General features: G+C 47.5%; 21 protein-coding genes. 11 read left to right on the top strand and 10 right to left on the bottom strand.

Going from position 1 to position 18,276, the window contains the following annotated elements:
* The first annotated feature begins 158 nt into the window (after window positions 1-158).
* Window positions 159-446 (top strand): hypothetical protein, encoded by a 288-nt coding sequence (locus HA050_RS03800; protein WP_166822292.1) that lies wholly within the window; start codon window positions 159-161, stop codon window positions 444-446.
* On the opposite strand, the gene HA050_RS03795 is transcribed toward HA050_RS03800, so the two are convergent.
* From HA050_RS03795 to HA050_RS03770, 6 genes are all read right to left on the bottom strand, one after another.
* Window positions 438-1,895 carry an aminotransferase-like domain-containing protein gene (locus HA050_RS03795; RefSeq protein WP_166822289.1) on the bottom strand — a complete coding sequence of 486 codons (1,458 nt, stop codon included), beginning with the start codon at window positions 1,893-1,895 and terminating at the stop codon, window positions 438-440. The genes HA050_RS03800 and HA050_RS03795 overlap by 9 nt on opposite strands.
* An 87-nt stretch (window positions 1,896-1,982) precedes the next feature.
* On the bottom strand, window positions 1,983-2,300 hold the full coding sequence (gene ftsB, locus HA050_RS03790) for a cell division protein FtsB (RefSeq protein ID WP_166822286.1): 318 nt from the start codon (window positions 2,298-2,300) through the stop codon (window positions 1,983-1,985).
* 70 nt (window positions 2,301-2,370) lie between these two features.
* Complete coding sequence (eno, locus tag HA050_RS03785; RefSeq protein WP_166822282.1) at window positions 2,371-3,666, bottom strand: phosphopyruvate hydratase; 1,296 nt, start codon at window positions 3,664-3,666, stop codon at window positions 2,371-2,373.
* Window positions 3,667-4,022: 356 nt separating this feature from the next.
* The gene (gene kdsA / locus HA050_RS03780; RefSeq protein ID WP_166822277.1) at window positions 4,023-4,862 is read right to left on the bottom strand and encodes a 3-deoxy-8-phosphooctulonate synthase; all 840 of its coding nucleotides are present in this window, start codon (window positions 4,860-4,862) and stop codon (window positions 4,023-4,025) included.
* An 82-nt stretch (window positions 4,863-4,944) separates the two neighbouring features.
* Entirely contained in the window at window positions 4,945-6,597 is a 1,653-nt protein-coding gene (pyrG, locus tag HA050_RS03775; RefSeq protein WP_166822274.1) for a CTP synthase, read from the bottom strand.
* Window positions 6,598-6,818: 221 nt separating this feature from the next.
* Complete coding sequence (locus HA050_RS03770; RefSeq protein WP_205836282.1) at window positions 6,819-7,691, bottom strand: SDR family NAD(P)-dependent oxidoreductase; 873 nt, start codon at window positions 7,689-7,691, stop codon at window positions 6,819-6,821.
* A gap of 310 nt (window positions 7,692-8,001) precedes the next feature.
* Here HA050_RS03770 and phbB point away from each other — a divergent pair, with 310 nt between their 5' ends.
* Window positions 8,002-8,736, top strand: coding sequence for an acetoacetyl-CoA reductase (phbB, locus tag HA050_RS03765; protein WP_099398351.1), 735 nt, complete (start codon window positions 8,002-8,004; stop codon window positions 8,734-8,736).
* A gap of 223 nt (window positions 8,737-8,959) precedes the next feature.
* Here phbB and HA050_RS03760 read toward each other — a convergent pair whose 3' ends face one another.
* On the bottom strand, window positions 8,960-9,652 hold the full coding sequence (locus tag HA050_RS03760) for an integron integrase (protein WP_166822268.1): 693 nt from the start codon (window positions 9,650-9,652) through the stop codon (window positions 8,960-8,962).
* A 595-nt stretch (window positions 9,653-10,247) separates the two neighbouring features.
* Here HA050_RS03760 and HA050_RS03755 point away from each other — a divergent pair.
* From HA050_RS03755 to HA050_RS03715, 9 genes are all read left to right on the top strand, one after another.
* Window positions 10,248-10,583 carry a hypothetical protein gene (locus HA050_RS03755; RefSeq protein WP_166822265.1) on the top strand — a complete coding sequence of 112 codons (336 nt, stop codon included), beginning with the start codon at window positions 10,248-10,250 and terminating at the stop codon, window positions 10,581-10,583.
* A 147-nt stretch (window positions 10,584-10,730) separates the two neighbouring features.
* Complete coding sequence (locus tag HA050_RS22055) at window positions 10,731-10,988, top strand: hypothetical protein (protein ID WP_240928973.1); 258 nt, start codon at window positions 10,731-10,733, stop codon at window positions 10,986-10,988.
* A gap of 269 nt (window positions 10,989-11,257) precedes the next feature.
* Window positions 11,258-11,653 (top strand): VOC family protein, encoded by a 396-nt coding sequence (locus HA050_RS03745; RefSeq protein ID WP_205836281.1) that lies wholly within the window; start codon window positions 11,258-11,260, stop codon window positions 11,651-11,653.
* Between the two features lie 181 nt (window positions 11,654-11,834).
* Window positions 11,835-12,629 carry a hypothetical protein gene (locus HA050_RS03740; protein ID WP_166822262.1) on the top strand — a complete coding sequence of 265 codons (795 nt, stop codon included), beginning with the start codon at window positions 11,835-11,837 and terminating at the stop codon, window positions 12,627-12,629.
* Between the two features lie 55 nt (window positions 12,630-12,684).
* Window positions 12,685-12,909 (top strand): hypothetical protein, encoded by a 225-nt coding sequence (locus HA050_RS03735; protein ID WP_166822259.1) that lies wholly within the window; start codon window positions 12,685-12,687, stop codon window positions 12,907-12,909.
* Between the two features lie 148 nt (window positions 12,910-13,057).
* Window positions 13,058-14,728: an energy-dependent translational throttle protein EttA gene (gene ettA, locus HA050_RS03730; RefSeq protein ID WP_099400164.1), complete on the top strand. Its 1,671-nt coding sequence runs from the start codon at window positions 13,058-13,060 to the stop codon at window positions 14,726-14,728.
* Between the two features lie 335 nt (window positions 14,729-15,063).
* Window positions 15,064-15,552 carry a polymorphic toxin type 30 domain-containing protein gene (locus HA050_RS03725; protein WP_166822256.1) on the top strand — a complete coding sequence of 163 codons (489 nt, stop codon included), beginning with the start codon at window positions 15,064-15,066 and terminating at the stop codon, window positions 15,550-15,552.
* Between the two features lie 29 nt (window positions 15,553-15,581).
* Complete coding sequence (locus tag HA050_RS03720; protein ID WP_166822253.1) at window positions 15,582-16,190, top strand: putative adhesin; 609 nt, start codon at window positions 15,582-15,584, stop codon at window positions 16,188-16,190.
* A 57-nt stretch (window positions 16,191-16,247) separates the two neighbouring features.
* Window positions 16,248-16,430, top strand: coding sequence for a hypothetical protein (locus HA050_RS03715; RefSeq protein WP_166822250.1), 183 nt, complete (start codon window positions 16,248-16,250; stop codon window positions 16,428-16,430).
* A gap of 13 nt (window positions 16,431-16,443) precedes the next feature.
* Here HA050_RS03715 and HA050_RS03710 read toward each other — a convergent pair whose 3' ends face one another.
* From HA050_RS03710 to HA050_RS03700, 3 genes are all read right to left on the bottom strand, one after another.
* Entirely contained in the window at window positions 16,444-16,944 is a 501-nt protein-coding gene (locus HA050_RS03710; RefSeq protein WP_166822247.1) for a hypothetical protein, read from the bottom strand.
* Window positions 16,945-17,093: 149 nt separating this feature from the next.
* The gene (locus tag HA050_RS03705) at window positions 17,094-17,429 is read right to left on the bottom strand and encodes a hypothetical protein (protein WP_166822244.1); all 336 of its coding nucleotides are present in this window, start codon (window positions 17,427-17,429) and stop codon (window positions 17,094-17,096) included.
* Window positions 17,430-17,701: 272 nt separating this feature from the next.
* The gene (locus HA050_RS03700) at window positions 17,702-18,178 is read right to left on the bottom strand and encodes a hypothetical protein (RefSeq protein ID WP_166822241.1); all 477 of its coding nucleotides are present in this window, start codon (window positions 18,176-18,178) and stop codon (window positions 17,702-17,704) included.
* Window positions 18,179-18,276: the final 98 nt, after the last annotated feature.

Genomic DNA, 18,276 nt, shown 5'->3' with positions numbered 1-18,276 from the left:
CAAACAAGTTGTCTGACGAAAGAAGACAAAAACACTCAAATTTTTGCCGATTGTTATCAAACATTACCGAATGTATCCGTTCGGCGGATTTAGGCCCATTCAGCCCTTACACGTCAGCTTTGCGCTCTATTCTGCAAATACAGAGTAGGAGTTTGATCATGCGCAAACATTTTTATTCAGCACTGCTTGGCTTAAGCCTTATCCACCCTTTTGCACTTGCCGATATCAACGATATTCTTGGCTTGCAACAGGCCATCAACGCTTTTTGCGGCGCAAAAATGAATGTGATTTTAGTCGATGAATCACATAGCAATCCGCCTTGCATCTTAAGCTATTCTGAGGGCTGCGAAGAAACACAGCCTGATTCCCCCCAAAGCTGCCAGGTTGTGCTCAGAGATCAGGAAGACAAAGCCACAGATGGGAAGGTGGTGAGCGTCTCATGGTAGGGCCCTGCCAATTTGCTGCTGTATCAGCTCACCCAGCCGCTCAATTGCCCGCTCATGCCGGTCACTCCAGGTTTCGTTGCAGCAAATCCTTAAGCAATGCCCGTAACTGTGGCTTGGGGAAAACAAAGAACCTGGAGTAAAGCTAATCCCCTCTTTCAGTGCCTGCTGTAAAAGCAGCAGCGTATTCACCGCAGCATTTAGCTCCACCCAAAACACATAGCCGCCTTGTGGCACGTAGAGCCGTGTATCTGCAGGAAATGAACGTTCAATGGCCGTAACCGCATGCCCCACCTGCTCATGACATGCCCTGCGCAAGCGGCGTAAATGATGATCGTAACCCCCGCTTTCTAAAAACCGGGCTATCGTTCTTTGCAGTGGCATGGCATTGGAAAAAGTATTGATAAACTTCAGCTGCTCTATTTTCTGATGGTGTTTTCCAGCCACCACCCAGCCAATTCTGAATCCTGGCGCAACTGTTTTAGTAAAAGACGAAATCAGCATGACATTGCCTTCTTTATCAAAGGCTTTTGCTGGCCGCGGGCGCTCACCTTTGTAATAGAATTCGCCGTATAAATCATCTTCAATAAGTGGGATATGCCGCTCTGCCAGCAATTCAACCAGCCGTTTTTTATTTTCATCCGGCATTAAGCTGCCTAATGGATTAGAAAAATTAGGCAGTAATACGCAAGCTTTTACTTCGCCATTGCGCGTGGCAAATTCCAGCGCTTCAATTGATATACCCGTTTGCGGATGAGTGGGTATTTCCAGCGCTTTAAGCTGAAAACTTTCTAATATTTGCAATAAACCGAAATAAGCAGGTGATTCAATGGCGACTACATCGCCTGGCTGGGTCACGGCTCTTAAACATAAATTAAGCGCTTCAATTGCGCCTTGAGTAATCAGTATTTCATCCGCCTCAAATTGCCCACCCCAATTTAAAGAGCGGCGCGCAATCTGGCGGCGCAATTCCACATCGCCTGCCGGGCGGCCGTAATCCGCAATTAAATCAGGATCTTGCCGGGTGACTTGCGCCAGCAAGCGCTGCAATTGCTGATTAGGAAATAATGCAGGGGCTAAAATGGCGAAACCAAAATCAATTTTAATATCGTGCAGGCGCGCTAAAGTGGCCGGCAGCCACATAGGATCAATCACCACATCACTTGGGGACTGAGGAGGCTGAGTCAGCTCAGGGGAAAACAAAGCGGTGGGTTTACTGCGAACGTAAAAGCCGGATTGAGGCCGCACCTCAATCAGAGCGCGATCTTCCAGCTCCCGATAGGCTTCCATCACGGTGGACAGGCTAACCTGTCTTTGCGATGACAATTTGCGGATAGAAGGGAGCTTCTCCCCGGCCTGCAAAACACCTGTAGCAATTGCATGGGCAATTTCGCCCGCCAATTGAAAATACAATGTGTCTGCCTTGCGCCTTGCAACGGGAACCTCTGTCATATACACCCCCTTTTTGCTTCACTATACCTGAGTGAGGCCATTACAGTTAAAAATTTAACCATAAAAAAAGAAAGTGTAACGGAGGGATTACTGAGTGACGGGAGGGGGAGTTGTTGCCGTTAAGGCGGGGTGATCTTTATCTAATACCTGAAAAAACACTTCGTCCTGCCGAATCATGCCCAGCTCATTGCGGCCCCGCTCTTCAATCGCATCTGATCCGGTTTTTAAATCGCGCACATCCGCATCCAGGGCATCATTGCGCTCTTTTAATTTTTCATTATGAAGTTTTTTTTCTACCAACTGATGATCCAGTTGCCATACGCGCAACCAGCTGCCCTTGCCGACCCAAAGAGGCCATTGCAAGGCTGCAATCATAATAGAAAAGATAATAGCAAGAAGGCGCATAGTTCATTCTGTATAGAAGAAAACCGGAGCCTTATGGCTCCGGTTCGGTATATTACTCTATCTTTTGCAATTACTTATTGATTTGGTAAAAAGCATCTTTACCTGGGTAAACTGCAGCTTCACCCAATTCTTCTTCAATACGAATCAGCTGATTGTATTTAGCAATACGATCAGAACGGCTTAATGAGCCCGTTTTGATTTGCATGCAGTTCGTTGCAACAGCCAGATCGGCAATCGTTGCATCTTCGGTTTCACCTGAACGATGGCTCATTACAGATGTGTAGCCATTGCGTTTAGCCAGATCAACTGCAGCCAGTGTTTCAGACAGCGAGCCAATTTGGTTTACCTTGATCAGGATGGAGTTACAAACGCCTAAGCGAATCCCTTCAGCCAGAATCTTAGTGTTGGTAACAAACAAATCATCACCCACGATCTGCACGCGCTTACCAAGGCGATCAGTCAGCACTTTCCAGCCCGCCCAGTCACGCTCGCCCATACCATCTTCAATCGAGATAATCGGGAATTTATTGACCAGGCTTTCAAGGTAATCTACTTGCTCTTCTGAAGTCAGCTCGCGCTTATCGCTCTTCTTGTAAACATACTTACCAGTTTCTTTATCAAAGAACTCAGAAGCTGCGCAATCCAGAGCGATGCAGAAATCTGTACCGGCTTTGTAGCCTGCTTTTTCAATAGCAGACATGATCATTTCCAGTGCTTCTTCTGCATTGGCTACGTCCGGAGCAAAACCACCCTCATCGCCAACCTGGGTAGGCATACCCTTGTCGTGCAGGATTTTTTTCAGGTTGTGGAATACTTCTGCACCGTAACGCAGTGCTTCACGGAAAGTTGGCGCGCCAACCGGAACAATCATCAATTCCTGGAAATCCAGGCTGTTAGATGCGTGCTCACCACCGTTTACCACATTCATCATGGGTACTGGCAAGCTCATCGGGCCTGAACCACCGATGTAACGGTAAAGTGGCAGGCCTGCTTCTTCAGCAGCAGCTTTAGCAACAGCCATCGATACAGCCAGAATTGCATTTGCACCCAAGTTACGTTTGTCGTCAGTACCATCTAAATCGATCATGGTTTTGTCGATAAACGCCTGATCTGCTGCATCCAGACCAATAATGGCTTCACAGATTTCGGTGTTGATATTTTCAACAGCCTTCAGTACACCCTTACCCAGGTAACGGGCTTTATCGCCATCACGCAGCTCAAGCGCTTCGCGCTCACCTGTGGATGCGCCAGACGGCACTGCAGCACGGCCCATCACGCCGGATTCCAGCAATACATCGGCTTCTACAGTTGGATTACCGCGTGAATCAAGAATTTCGCGGGCGATTACTTCTACAATTGCGCTCATATTTCAAACACCTATATGGAGGGTTGGTCTGAAGACTAGCTTGCCGGAATAGTCCGGCACTAAAAATACACACTATTTATGACAGCGAGTGTTCAATAAATAAGTGTGCCTTAACAGCACAGTCAGTGTCTTTGAGTACGATCAGCAAATCTGTGATTCTCATCGCTAACACGCCATCAATACCTAAGATGGCAGGCCATATCTGATCACAAAATGTACTTTTACTACATAAACAGCAATTTCAACAAGGACGACACGCGTTTTTGCGTGCCAATAAGCCACAAATCCTACAAATACCATGAAATATTCTTTCATAGATGCAAATGGCCAGACTATCTGGCCACTTGCAAACTATTTTACAAACTGTGTTCAATAAAAGAATGACCCTTTACTGCGCGATCAATATCTTTTAACACCATCAGCAATTCTTTCATTCGGGCCAAAGGCCAGGCGTTAGGGCCGTCTGACAATGCTTTTGACGGATCCGGATGGGTTTCCATAAATAACCCGGAAATCCCCGCAGCAACCGCAGCACGCGCCAATACCGGCACGAATTCACGCTGGCCACCAGAGCGATCGCCCTGCCCGCCCGGTTGTTGTACCGAGTGCGTTGCATCAAAAACAATCGGGCAGCCGGTTTCACGCATAATAGCTAAGCCACGCATATCACTGACCAGCGTGTTATAGCCAAAAGATGCTCCACGCTCGCATACCATCAGATTATCCAGCCCGCCGTTTGCATCGCGCGCCTTATTAATCACATTTACCATATCACCGGGGGCCATAAACTGGCCTTTTTTGATATTAACCGGCTTGCCAGTAGCGCACACTGCGTGAATAAAATCAGTCTGACGCGCTAAAAAGGCAGGGGTTTGCAATACATCAACTACGCTGGCCACAATGGGTGCTTCGGCTTCAGTATGCACATCGGTAATCACCGGAACGCCAATCTGTTTTTTAACTTCAGACAAAATACGCAGGCCTTCATCGATTCCCAAACCACGGAATGATTTGCCAGAGCTGCGATTTGCTTTATCAAAACTCGATTTATAGATAAAAGGAATGCCCAGCGCATCGGTCATTTCTTTTAATTGACCTGCTGTATCCAGCGCCATTTGCTCGCTTTCAATCACACAGGTGCCGGCGATCAAAAAGAAAGGTTGATCGATACCGACTTCAAAGCCACATAATTTCATTTTTCGCTCCGTGAGGAGTGAGGAGTAAGGTGTAAGGTGAGAGGGAGTTCCTCCTGGCCCCTCACACCTACCCCTCACGGTTTTAGCAGCTCAGACCTTCACGCCCCTGCTCTTTGGCGTACGATAATGCCGCTTCGATATAGGAAGTAAACAGCGGATGACCATCACGCGGTGTTGACGTGAATTCAGGGTGGAACTGACAAGCAAAGAACCAGCGATGACCATTTAATTCAATGGTTTCAACCAATTGCTCTGTGCCTGTTGATTTGCCACTGATAGTCAGACCAGCCGCTTCTAAGCGTGGCAGGTAATAGTTGTTTACTTCATAACGGTGACGATGGCGCTCGGTAATCGTTGATGCACCATATACACGTGCAGCCAATGAATCTTCACCCAGACGGCACTCTTGTGCACCCAGACGCATCGTGCCGCCCAGATTAGAGTTCGCATCGCGCGTTTCAATCTTGCCGTCGTGGTTTACCCACTCATTAATCAGCGCAACAACAGGGAATTCAGTATCTAAATCGAATTCAGTTGAGTTAGCGCCTTTCATACCGGCTACATCACGTGCGTATTCGATCAGCGCAATTTGCATACCCAGGCAAATACCGAGGTAAGGCACATTGTTTTCACGTGCATATTTCACAGCCAGAATCTTGCCTTCCACACCGCGCTTACCAAAGCCGCCCGGCACCAGAATGGCATCCATATCTTTCAGGCTGTCTGTACCATTTTTTTCAAGCTCTTCAGAATCCATATAATGGATCTGAACTTTACTTGTGGTGTGCACACCGGCATGAATCAGCGCTTCAGACAAGGATTTGTAAGATTCTGTCAGATCAACATACTTACCTACCATCGCAATATTAACAGTGCGTGTAGGGTTGTTTAAGCCGTAAACAATCTTATCCCAGGCCGACAAATCAGCCTTAGGCGCATCAATTTGCAGCAATTCGCACGCAATATCATCAATGCCCTGGGCATGCAGCATGCCCGGCACCTGATAAATGCTGCCTGCGTCGTAGCAGGCAATCACGGCGTTTTCTTCAACATTACAGAACAGCGCCAGCTTACGGCGCTCATCATCTGGCAGCTCTCTGTCCATACGGCACAGCAAGATATCAGGCTGAATACCGATCTGACGCAATTCTCTTACGCTGTGCTGAGTTGGCTTAGTCTTGATTTCGCCAGCAGTGGCCAGGTAAGGCACATACGACAAATGAACGTAGAGTGTGTTTTTGCGGCCAAGGTTAGAGCGCATCTGACGAATCGCTTCAAGAAACGGCAGTGATTCGATATCACCAACAGTACCGCCGATTTCTACAATCGCTACATCAACTTCGCCCGCACCTTCTTTCACCTTCATTTTAATTTCATCGGTGATATGCGGAATTACTTGCACCGTGCCACCCAGGTAATCGCCACGGCGCTCCTTTGTGATCACGGATTCATAGATTTGTCCGGTCGTGAAATTATTAGATTTACGCATCTTAGAGCGAATAAAACGCTCATAGTGGCCGAGATCCAGATCGGTTTCAGCGCCGTCTTCGGTTACGAAAACTTCGCCGTGCTGAAATGGGCTCATTGTGCCCGGATCAACGTTGATATACGGATCGAGCTTCATCATCGTGACTTTAAGGCCACGTGATTCAAGAATAGCAGCCAGCGACGCAGCGGCGATGCCCTTGCCCAGTGAGGAAACAACACCACCGGTTACGAAAATAAACTTGGTCATGGCATGAATAGCAGGTTGGAATTCGCTATTTTACCCGATAGGGAGAAGCGGCTCAATTCTCGACAAGAGCCTGACTTTGTGCGTCCACCAAAAAAAAGACCCATTATTTTCTCCAAACAGGGTTGACTCGTCGTTAAACCAAGCAAAAACGCCGCTTCTGCGCTCAAAACAAGCTTTTTGGCGCTAAAAATTAAAAATCAAGTGCAGAAATCACACGGCATTTAAGAGCGGCCATAACTGCATCCTGGCTCGTCACCCGATGCTTTTAATAAAATATAATCCAGTAAACGCCCCGGTAAGATTTTTTTAAGCAGCCAGAACACTTTTGTTGGCGTAGTTATTTGATAGCGGGCAGACGGGCGGCGGGCACTCAGTGCCTTTAACACAACAGCCAGCACCGCTTCGGCTGGCAAAGTAAACGGAGCGGCAGGCCCCACTTTCGCCAGCCGCGCCTGCATGGCCAGATATGAAGGCTTATGAAAGCTTTTATCCGCACTAATCCAGCGCATAAATTGCTGCTGCGCATTGGCCCTGAAGCGGCTGGTAATCGGCCCGGGCTGCAAAAGTACAGTATGGATATGACTGCCCATCATTTCTTGCCGCAGCGTATCTGCAAACCCTTCTAATGCAAATTTGCTCGCGTTATAAGCACCACGGTAAGGCATGGCAGCAAAACCGAGCACTGATCCATTAAAAATAATGCGCCCGTGCCCCTGCTGGCGCATCACCGGCAAAACGGCATTTGTCAGCTCTATTGCACCAAATACATTGGTTTCAAACTGATGACGCATCGCCTCCCGGCTAAGGTCTTCCACCGCACCCGGCACACCAAAACCCGCATTATTAAATAATGCATCAATACGCCCGCCAGTTTTTTTAAGCAGTGCCGCCACAGCATTTTGTATTGAAGCCGAATCGGCAACATCAAGTTGCAAAGCCTCAAAGCCCTCGGCCTTGAGCTGTTCCACATCTGCATCAGCCCGGGCTGTTGCAAAAACACGCCACCCACTGGCTTTTAGCCCATGGGCCGTTACATAGCCAATTCCACTTGAACATCCCGTAATTAAGATCACGCCAACCGCCACAGCAGCCATCCTTTTTGTTTGAGCCGCGCAATATTGCGCCAATAATTTTCAACAACCAACAATTAAACTTGCAAATGCATTAAGCGATTAAAATAAAGCTAAACATCCAAAGAAAAATCATCACCAGCAATGCTTAATACAAATTTCATAAAATACAAATACTTATGCAACACAAACTTGTTTTTATGACTAGAAAAAACTAGTAATAAAATTCACACGTACCTTACACAAAAACATACTATGCTTATGCATACAAACAATGTAAGATTTTTAACGGTTTCTATACAAACATTCACACAAGCAAAGAAAGGGAGAGTCTATGAAAAAAATCGCACTCGTCACTGGTGGCATGGGTGGTATCGGTTCTGCTATTTGCAAGGCACTCGCAGATAGCGGCTTTAATGTTGTAGCGACTTACTCTAAGGCAGGCAGAGAGCTGCAATGGCTGGCAGACATGAAAGCATCGGGCTATCTTTTTAGCGCATATGAGTGTGATGTTACTGATTATGACGCCTGCGTTCGCATGGCTGAAAAAATCAATGAAGAAATCGGCCCTGTTGATGTATTAGTAAACAACGCAGGCATTACCCGTGACGCTACGTTCAAACGCATGGGCAAGCTGGATTGGGACAGCGTGATCAGCACGAATCTTAACTCGCTGTTTAATGTATCCAAGCAATTTATTGATGCCATGGTAGAGCGCAACTGGGGCCGTGTTATTAATATCTCTTCCATTAATGGTCAGAAAGGCCAGTTTGGCCAAACCAACTACTCCGCTGCCAAAGCTGGTGTACATGGTTTTAGTATGGCTTTAGCGCAAGAAGTTGCAAAAAAAGGCGTTACAGTGAATACCATCTCACCGGGCTATATCGCTACCGACATGGTCATGGCTGTTCCTGAAGACGTACGCAACAAGATTATTGCCGGCATTCCTGTCAATCGTCTTGGTACACCGGAAGAAATTGCAGGCTTAGTCAGCTACCTTGCTTCTGACTTATCCGGCTTTATGACTGGCGCCAACATCGCCATCAATGGTGGCCAGCACACCTGCTGATGAAATAAAACCTTATCCGCCGATAGCGGCAAGGCGGGTTAATGATATTGAGGCCACACCTTCTTATCATTAACCTGCCTTTTTTCTTGCCTGCCAAACCCTGCACCATCGCCTTCAACACGAAACCTTATTCGTTAAAGCACCTTCTGAATCTTGCTCATTAACGAGCTGCAAACTCTTATTTAACCGGATTGAAAGACGTCCTTTAATTTAAGAATGCCACTTAAGAAACGCCGTACCTATCCAGCGGGCTTTGCACCCCCATGCCACCCCGATTTAAAACATGCGTGTAAATCATAGTAGTGCGCACATCGTTGTGCCCCAGCAGCTCCTGCACAGTACGAATATCGTAGCCCGCCTCTAATAAATGGGTAGCAAAAGAATGGCGCAATGCATGTGGCGTAGCCAGCTTTGGGATGCCTGTTGCCTGCAGCGCCTGCTTCATGGCCCGCTGCATGCCCTTTTCATCCAGATGATGCCGCCGCATCCGCCCCGAGCGCGGATCAGCACTGCGCTGAGCAGAAGGGAAAATATATTGCCAGGGCCATTCCCGATTAGCATTCGGATATTTTTGCGCAAGGGCAAATGGCAGATAAACCTCGCCCCAGCCTTGCGCTAAATCGGCCTCATGCAGCGCTTTTGCATATGCCATTTGCACTTGCAATGCAGTGACGATATTCGCGGGCAGCATGGTCACGCGGTCTTTATCGCCCTTGCCCGAGCGCACCACAATTTCATGCCGGGCAAAATCAACATCCTTTACGCGTAAACGTAAGCCCTCTAATGGCCGCAAACCCGTGCCATATAAAGCCGCCCCAGCATAGACCACACCCCATTCAGCTTTGCCAGAATCTGCTGAACCTCTTTCAGCGTTAATACCACCAGCAGGCTGGCGCTGACCACCTCTTTTAACCATGGCAAATCAATGTGCAGCACCTCACGATAAAGAAACTTGCATTAGCCCTTAATCAACTGATGCCCTCTGCTGAACCGCCAGGAATATGGGTCGTTGCCCTCAAGTGGCGAGAAATGGTTGTTGATTCAGTTCTTGCCAATGATCTTTAACTTTTCCGTCTAGGGGGACGCTCCGCCGGCAAGCCGGCTCCGCGCCTCTTACCTCAAACGTTAGGAACTTCATGTCCGAGCCATCTCAGCAGTTCAGCGTCATCTTGCGTTCGGATTTACTCGACCGTGAGCGCGAGTTACTTGAGTAGTTTTGTTGCAAGATCACAAATGATTCAGGGCAAGGCTTACTTCATCTTCTGTGCACTAGAATTGATATCTCGGACAGATATTATTTCAAGATAGATACCTTCATGCCGGGCGATGCTGCGCCCCATCTGCGTCAGATTCCACATCATTTTGTGATCCAAATTTCGGGCTCCTATGAGCGCCCGCGCTGTGTCCAAGGTGTCTCTGCTCCTGACACGACATTCAAGTGCGCTACACTTCGTTCCGCCGGACGCGCTGACGCGCGCCGATTAACTCTACGTTAGGACTCCCCATATCCCATGGCTACCGAATTCTTCATTGCAAAAACTCAATATTGGTTAGCCTCAGAAAACCCAATCACGTTAAGTGAATGGCTCAATCTATGTAAAAGCGATCCTTCTTTACGCGTTCAAGGTGAACTTAGTGTAACTAACCCGGAGACGGGCGAGGAAATCAAGATCAAAAGCCCAAGGTACGCATTCTTCAATCACCCTGTCGTTAGCAAGAATTTCGCATTTGAGTATCGGAGCGGAAAAATCGCAACTAGGTACAACGAAGAAATACTTTCCAAAGCCAAGGAACTTGCGGCGAAGCTCGGAGCTACTGTCCAGGATGAAGACGGTGAGCCAGTCTGAATTAATTAAATAGGCCAGGCTCGAATTAATTTCAGCAGCAATACTGCTAACATGGCATTCAAACAGGCTGGCTGCAACGTGCGGCTTTTTTATTCAATTGCAGCGCAGACAATTTACCGCATTTGACATCAGGCCCTGGGAGGGGAAATGTTTTTCACATTACTACTCGTTACTTTTGTGTTGTCTTTTTCAGTATCCGCCATTGTGGTACGTATTTTTTCAACGCCAATAGATCAAATTTTAAAAAGAATCATTGCTGATGAAATCAGCAGCGCATGGTTAAAATATCTGAAATTTGCAATCTTTGTGGTTGGCGTTTCTGCCGGAGTGCGTATTTATGAGCTGGAGAAATACATCACGCCAGCGCGTTGGGATAAAGATTCACAGATCATTGAGCTAACCTAGGAGCGTTGGGTTTTAGAGATTTATCGCACCATCATTGAAAGCTTGCAGGGCATTGCCTGGCTTTTGCTTGTTTTCTTTGTTTTTGCATTAATGGCCTTCGTGATTGTCCGCTTTGCTGAAATCAGAAAACAAAAAACAAATAACTAAAGCCGGTATTTTAAATATTACGCACACCATTCAGGCCCGTTCTCACCCGTCATGCAAGCATGACTGGCCAAAATCCAGATCATTTAATCATTAAGTCATATATAGCAACAGGGGAAAACAACTTGAATATTGAACTCAAACGCATCGAATCCATCCTTCTGTTCGTAGCTGATATTGAGGCCGCCGCGGCTTGGTATGCATCAATTTTTGGCGCTGAGGTGCAGCACGAAAATCCGCAGTTCGCCTTTATTCGCGCCCCCGGCATTGTCATTGGGTTTCATCCCGCTGATGAAAAGTGCCCTGGTGGTATAGGTGGCACCTCTGCGTATTGGGAAGTTTCAGATATCACGCACGCGATCGAAAACCTGGTCAGGCTCGGCGCCAGGGTATACCGCGGCCCTGGCGAAACGGACTTTGGTGCAAAGATTGCGCTGCTGATTGATCCTTTCGGCTGCACCATCGGCCTGAACCAGGCTTCGGCAGTATCCCGCAGCAAAACAGGTGTGGTTCTGCCTTAGTATCGGGCGCAAAGATGATTTAAGCACGCGTTCCAGCGGACCAACAAAATGCCTTGCTTTTTGTTGTCCGCGCTTGAGCCGTCAGATATGGAAGTTGTCAGTGATGAGTACGCCTGCCCTATCCATGAAGAGATGTGTTACATGGCCCCACTTCAAACGCCATCCCCTCCTGGTTTTGATCATGTTTAAATTTATACCCCTGATAACACTGCTGCTCTTGTCAGTATCCACGGCCTTTGCCGCGTCGCCACTCATGAGTTCGCTGAAGGTCAGCCAGCCTGAAGCGGCAGTAATGCGGGCGTGTACGCAGGACGAGCTCTGTGTTGAAATCGTACCCGGCTGCGAAGGTGAAGCGTGCGCCAGTGGCGAGGCCGGTGGCAAGGTATTAAGCCTTACTGGCGGCCAGCGCAATCCGTTGTACTCGCGCTACCGATTAGCAGAGCTGGTATCCCAAAATGCAGATGCTTCTCTGCAGCTGTGGCCAAAGCTGATCCGCTTTGGGGATGGCATTCTGGCTGGCGCAGAGACAGAACTGCGTGGCGCGTATTCTGGCGGCGGAGCGAGCTCAACCACCCTGCACCTCATCGCCTTTTTGCCAGGTCAGGCGCCGTTTGAGGTGCTCAGTGTGCCGCAGAGCGCCAGCGTGTTGATCAGGGCATGCTTTAGCGAGCAAAACATGAGGCAGCGTGCCGGGGTCTGCCACGATTTGTATGATTTTAAGGCCAGCCTGACAATTACGGGAACATACGCTGCAGGCCTGCCGGTGCTGCGCTATCGCAGTAAAGCAACCTCTTTTCCGGGGCCTGTATCGCGATCCAAAGATTCGCTGTCTGGGCGGCCTCTTCGCAAGCGCGACATCCATACCGTCACCGATCCCCAGTGCAGCTACCAGAGGTTGTACCGCTTCGACCCGGCCGCCCGCGCTTATATTGCAAATAAGCCAGAGCCCAACTGCTCAGCTTACACCATGCCCTGACTTTGATCTTGTCTTAGGCCACGCGACTGCACGCTGTTTCACTTTGTACTACTGCATGGATGCTTATGTCGTCTGTAACGCAGCAGGCATCTGGCCAGGCAAACATCCACAAGGATTTGGCATTGCAGTGCTGCGCAGCCGCAAAATCGCAGCAATCCTCACAAATGTAAATAGGGCGCTTCGGATGAGGGCTTGGTTATACACTGATGAGAAGATTATTTATTCGCCCGCCATAAAGCGGCTGTGGGTTGATGTTATGCATTTCAACAGCATTGAATAAAGCATTCATACCCGCTGCGCGGCTCTATTTTTATCCCCAAACACCTGCCAAAGCAGTGTTTATTGGGCATGAATGATATGCTTATGCCCATTGGCAGAAAATACCTCGCTGCCCACACCCTATTTACCCTCTTATAAAAGGAAAACAAATGGCTCAATATGTTTTCAGCATGAATCGCGTTGGGAAAATTGTCCCGCCTAAGCGCCAAATTTTAAAAGATATCTCACTGAGCTTTTTCCCTGGCGCAAAAATTGGCGTTTTAGGTTTAAATGGCTCGGGTAAATCGACCGTGCTTAAAATTATGGCCGGTATTGATAAAGATATTATTGGCGAGGCCACGCCAATGCCGGGCCTGAATATTGGCTATCTGCCACAAGAGCCACAGCTTGATCCGCTTAAAACAGTGCGTGAAGAAGTGGAATCCGGCCTTGGTGAAGTATTTGAAGCACAAGCCAAGCTGGAAGCCGTGTATGTAGCCTATGCCGATCCGGACGCTGATTTTGATGCATTGGCCGAAGAGCAAGCCCGCCTGGAAGCCATTATTTCTGCCGGATCCGGCGACAATGCCGAGCTGCAGTTAGAAATCGCCGCAGATGCGCTGCGCCTGCCGGCATGGGATGCCATCATTGGCAATCTGTCTGGTGGTGAAAAGCGCCGTGTAGCGCTTTGCAAGCTGTTGCTATCCAAGCCGGATATGTTGCTGCTGGACGAGCCAACCAATCACCTGGATGCAGAATCCGTAGAATGGCTCGAGCAATTCCTCTGCCGCTTCCCGGGCACTGTTGTGGCCGTAACGCACGATCGCTACTTCCTGGATAACGCCGCCGAATGGATTTTAGAGCTTGATCGCGGCCACGGTATTCCATGGAAAGGCAATTACTCCAGCTGGCTGGATCAAAAGCAAGACCGCCTGAAAGTGGAAGAATCGCAAGAATCTGCCCGCCAAAAAACCATTAAGAAAGAATTGGAATGGGTTCGCCAAAATCCTAAAGCGCGTCAGGCCAAATCCAAATCACGGATTGCCCGCTTTGAAGAGCTCAATAGCCAGGATTATCAAAAGCGTAATGAAACTCAGGAAATCTTTATTCCTGTGGCCGAGCGCCTGGGTAATGAAGTGGTGGAATTCGAAAACGTCAGCAAAGCCTTTGGCGATCGCTTATTGATTGATGACCTCAGCTTTAAAGTACCACCTGGCGCAATTGTGGGGATTATCGGGCCAAACGGCGCGGGTAAATCCACCCTCTTTAAAATGCTGGCAGGCCTTGAGCAACCCGACAGCGGCACGGTTAAAATCGGCACGACCACCAAAATGGCCTATGTGGATCAAAACCGTGAAGCCTTGGGCGATGGCAATAAATCCGTCTTTGAAGTAATTTCCGGCGGCCACGATATTCTGACTGTGGGCCGCTACGAAACATCCAGCCGCGCCTATATCGGCCGGTTTAACTTTAAAGGTGCGGATCAGCAAAAGATTGTCAGCCAATTATCCGGCGGCGAGCGCGGCCGCCTGCATCTGGCCAAAACACTGATTGCCGGTGGCAATGTCTTGCTGCTGGATGAGCCATCCAACGATCTGGATATCGAAACCCTGCGCGCGCTGGAAGACGCGCTGTTGGAATTCGCCGGTTGTGTAATGGTGATCTCGCACGATCGCTGGTTCCTGGATCGGATTGCTACACACATCCTGGCATGTGAAGGCGATTCCAAATGGCAATTCTTTGACGGCAACTATCAGGAATACGAAGCCGACAAGAAAAAACGTTTGGGTGAAGAAGGCGCTAAACCAAAACGCATTCGTTACAAGCCAATCAGCCGCTAAAAAAGCTAAAACGGGAAGCCATGGCTTCCCGTTTTTTATTGCACCGATTCAACGTCAACAGCATTTCAAACGCCTACCGGCTTATCTGCTGCGGCCAAAAACTTCTGCAATGCCTCCGCCATCTGCACTACATGCCCGCATATCTTCATTCATAAATAATGGATCTGCTTCAGCAAATCAGTAAGCCCATCATTCTGCCTGACTCACCACAAATGATTACTCTAATATTATATTTTGTGACTAATATAATTAATCAAACTTAATAAATACACATCATCCACTTACACGCCATTGCAGATAATATCGGTACTGGCATTCAATGCAGGAACAATAAAATGCCTGAAGGCTTAGCCGATCTGTTTGGATCAGACCAATGGGTTCCCACAGGGGCGGTTAAAACCACCGCACAAACAAAATACGATTTTGAGCTGCTGGTACAAGCGCATGTAAACCCCTTAACGCCTGGCGTGATTGATGGCGGTGGAACCTGCGCCAATATCCTGGCAGCCATCCCTGCCGGGCTGCAGAATATTTTTGAATTTGAGCCCAGATCACAGCATGGCTTCAAATTTACATGGACAGATACAAATGGAGTGCAGTGGCAGGTGCACGGGCACGAGCCAGATGCAGGTGCTGTTGCCGGGCATGTGGGCGCAGGCGCATGGACCATGCGCGTGCAATGCGGCAGAGATTTTATGATGTCACGTCAGCTGGTTTCTGATTTCCCCGCCCTGCACGCCAACTACACTCCTCCTACATTCTGGAGCCGCTGCAGTACACCATTAAAAGTTGGGCTTAGCCATATTGTGATCAACAATCCATAGCCCATTCCCCACCTTGGCCGGAGTGCACCATGCCTGCAGGAAAAAGAGCTTTAAATGATCAGCTGTATGTTTTCTCTGATAACAACGGCAACCGGCATCACAACGATGCCATGATTACGGCGCATGGTGAGCAGCTGCTGTTTGGCAACACTTTCAGCAGAACATTCACCGTGCCCGCTGGCACCGCAATTTCTTTCTTTGCACCGCATGGGAGCACCCTCACCACCACTTTCTACAACTGTGGCCGTGGTGCAAACCGGCCAGCAGGCGTAGTAGAAAGAATCGCGGCGGGAGCAGAGTGCTACGATTACAACCTGACTAAATTTGAAGGCTATCACTGCGATGGCGTAACTGGCATTGCCACGCTGGATAAAATCATAGACTGCTGCTACGACGGCCAGCGCGGCCTTTCTTACGACAATCTTGAAACACTGGTGCAAGACCCAACTGTAAACGTAGACGTGATCACCATCAGAAACCGCTGGTGGAGCCGCGAAATGACACTCAGCCGCCTGATTTTCCAACTGATTAACGCAGGCTATCACTACAACGAAATCTATTGCTCCTTCTGCCGCGGCCCCGCATGGGTTTCATGGGGCAGCATCCGCAACTGCGGCATACCTGATCACCGCTTCTGACTGCTTTGCAGGCAGTGCGTTGCGGTTAAACACCGGTTGCGAAGCAAGGGCCAGGTCTTGCAATACAACAAAAAATTAACTAAATTTTTGCAATGCAATACCTGCCCCTCCCTGCTCAAAACAGTCGTCGGGGCGGCCATGCGCAAACCAGTGCATTTGATTTATGGAATTGTGAAATCAGGCATACCGTTTGATGCCCATTTCGGGATTGAAAACCTTGACTTGCAAGACGGTATCTGACCCTCGCTTTTTTTCATTGATCAACCAATCCCCAATTATCTTCATCCATTGGTTCAGCCAGGTTTTCTTTTGGGTAGTTACGTAAACCCTCCAGCACAACCGACAAATCCTGCTCAATAGCAGTCAACTCATCCAAGGGCAAATGATAAGCCGCTTGATAACGAGGCAAATCAAAAGACTCTAAAATAGCTAATGCCCATGAGTGAAAATTACTTGGCATATAATCCCATTGCAAAGCTCGTTTCGAGTGAGCCAACCAATGAATCGGCAATTCAGGGTTAGGCTTAAAAAATGATTCCAAACCTTCATTCATACTCCACCAGAAACTTGCAGAATATATATCTTGCCTAGCCAATAACCAGTGGTGCTCTTGCACTTCAATACGCTTTTCGTACGAACCAGAATCATACAGTTCTGCATAATATAAGAGTAAATCTAAATACACAGGAGTGCATGTTTCGAACTGATACATCTCATTATGAATCAATGCTTGCACTTGAATATTTTTAATCATATGTGCCTCTATAACTCTGCTTATTGCCACGGTAGGGTTGGCTATAATGTTGATTTTAGGATTAGATAATGGTGCTTAAAAAGAAACAAGGCGGCCATCTTTATCTGCAATCACTTTCCCATTGTTGTGATAAACCCCGGCCCCTGAACCTAACCCACGTCTATATTCCTACTATCCAAGCCCATAATAGGTTTGATTAGTTCCAGCCACCAATGCACACCTAATTTAAAATTTTCAGGCAAATCAGGCCTTAATATAACACTATCTATTTCTTTCTTAACGACACGAAACTCTTCTTCTGTTAACTCATCAAATCTCACAAAAATTATTTGTTCTGTTATTTTATCGAAAATCTCTGAGTGTTTTTTTTCAAGAGCAAATGATAGCAGCTCAGAAATACAACTATCAGTGGCCGAATTGACGTCAACGCTTAATAATTCATCAGAATTATCTGAATTTATACCTATAATATAAGTCATTCCCATTTGTCTATCTCACTATTAAAATTTCTCTTTTTGAGTTAAAGAAAGATTCTTCATAAAATGAATAAAGAAAAAATGGGGGTCAAGTCTTGCAATACAACAAAAAAATTAACTAAATTTCTGCAATGCAGTACCTGCTCAAAACAGTCGTCGGGGCGGCCATGCGCAAACCAGTGCATTTGATTTATGGAATTGTGAAATCAGGCGTACCGTTTGATGCCCATTTCGGGGTTGAAAACCTTGGCTTGCAAGACGGTATCTGACCCTGCTTTTTTTCATTGATCAACCAAACCCCAATTATCTTCATCCATTGGTTCAGCCAGGTTTTCTTTTGGGTAGTTACGTAAACCCTCCAGCACAACCGGTAAATCTTGCTCAATAGCAGTAAACTCATCCAAAGGTAAATGATAAGCCGCTTGATAACGCGGCAAATCAAAAGATTCTAAAATAGCTAATGCCCATGGGTGAAAATTACCTGGCATATAATCCCATTGCAAAGCTCGTTTAGATATAGCCAACCATCTCATCGGAATTGCAGGGTTTATTTTCCCATACAACTCCCAAGTTTCATTTATTACCCACCAAAATAGATACCCATAGTTAAAGACCTCTTCATCAACAAGTTCATTCATTACATCATAGTCAAAAATGGATGAATAACATTTCAATAATTCCAAATAGACAGGGTTACAGCTATTAAATAAATAAACATCATCAGACGTTAAATCATCAATACTTGAACAAGGAAACATACAACCTCATTTATTAATTAAGTAATTTTGTTTTTCAGGCAAAGAAGGCCATATAGGAGCCTTTTTCGGAACTGGTGCTTGGACACTAATGACTCGCC

Source organism: Iodobacter violaceini (genome assembly GCF_011601265.1).
Taxonomy (GTDB): Bacteria; Pseudomonadota; Gammaproteobacteria; order Burkholderiales; family Chitinibacteraceae; genus Iodobacter; species Iodobacter violaceini.
Note: the sequence above shows the minus strand (reverse complement) of the source record. Positions and strands in the feature narration are given on the sequence as shown.

Excerpts from the sequence above, each read along its gene's own strand:
- HA050_RS03800 (WP_166822292.1), top strand. The coding sequence starts at position 159 with ATGCGCAAACATTTTTATTCAGCACTGCTTGGCTTAAGCCTTATCCAC.
- HA050_RS03795 (WP_166822289.1), bottom strand. The coding sequence starts at position 1,895 with ATGACAGAGGTTCCCGTTGCAAGGCGCAAGGCAGACACATTGTATTTT.
- ftsB (WP_166822286.1), bottom strand. The coding sequence starts at position 2,300 with ATGCGCCTTCTTGCTATTATCTTTTCTATTATGATTGCAGCCTTGCAA.
- eno (WP_166822282.1), bottom strand. The coding sequence starts at position 3,666 with ATGAGCGCAATTGTAGAAGTAATCGCCCGCGAAATTCTTGATTCACGC.
- kdsA (WP_166822277.1), bottom strand. The coding sequence starts at position 4,862 with ATGAAATTATGTGGCTTTGAAGTCGGTATCGATCAACCTTTCTTTTTG.
- pyrG (WP_166822274.1), bottom strand. The coding sequence starts at position 6,597 with ATGACCAAGTTTATTTTCGTAACCGGTGGTGTTGTTTCCTCACTGGGC.
- HA050_RS03770 (WP_205836282.1), bottom strand. The coding sequence starts at position 7,691 with ATGGCTGCTGTGGCGGTTGGCGTGATCTTAATTACGGGATGTTCAAGT.
- phbB (WP_099398351.1), top strand. The coding sequence starts at position 8,002 with ATGAAAAAAATCGCACTCGTCACTGGTGGCATGGGTGGTATCGGTTCT.
- HA050_RS03760 (WP_166822268.1), bottom strand. The coding sequence starts at position 9,652 with ATGGTTAAAAGAGGTGGTCAGCGCCAGCCTGCTGGTGGTATTAACGCT.
- HA050_RS03755 (WP_166822265.1), top strand. The coding sequence starts at position 10,248 with ATGGCTACCGAATTCTTCATTGCAAAAACTCAATATTGGTTAGCCTCA.
- HA050_RS22055 (WP_240928973.1), top strand. The coding sequence starts at position 10,731 with ATGTTTTTCACATTACTACTCGTTACTTTTGTGTTGTCTTTTTCAGTA.
- HA050_RS03740 (WP_166822262.1), top strand. The coding sequence starts at position 11,835 with ATGTTTAAATTTATACCCCTGATAACACTGCTGCTCTTGTCAGTATCC.
- HA050_RS03735 (WP_166822259.1), top strand. The coding sequence starts at position 12,685 with ATGGATGCTTATGTCGTCTGTAACGCAGCAGGCATCTGGCCAGGCAAA.
- ettA (WP_099400164.1), top strand. The coding sequence starts at position 13,058 with ATGGCTCAATATGTTTTCAGCATGAATCGCGTTGGGAAAATTGTCCCG.
- HA050_RS03725 (WP_166822256.1), top strand. The coding sequence starts at position 15,064 with ATGCCTGAAGGCTTAGCCGATCTGTTTGGATCAGACCAATGGGTTCCC.
- HA050_RS03720 (WP_166822253.1), top strand. The coding sequence starts at position 15,582 with ATGCCTGCAGGAAAAAGAGCTTTAAATGATCAGCTGTATGTTTTCTCT.
- HA050_RS03710 (WP_166822247.1), bottom strand. The coding sequence starts at position 16,944 with ATGATTAAAAATATTCAAGTGCAAGCATTGATTCATAATGAGATGTAT.
- HA050_RS03705 (WP_166822244.1), bottom strand. The coding sequence starts at position 17,429 with ATGGGAATGACTTATATTATAGGTATAAATTCAGATAATTCTGATGAA.
- HA050_RS03700 (WP_166822241.1), bottom strand. The coding sequence starts at position 18,178 with ATGTTTCCTTGTTCAAGTATTGATGATTTAACGTCTGATGATGTTTAT.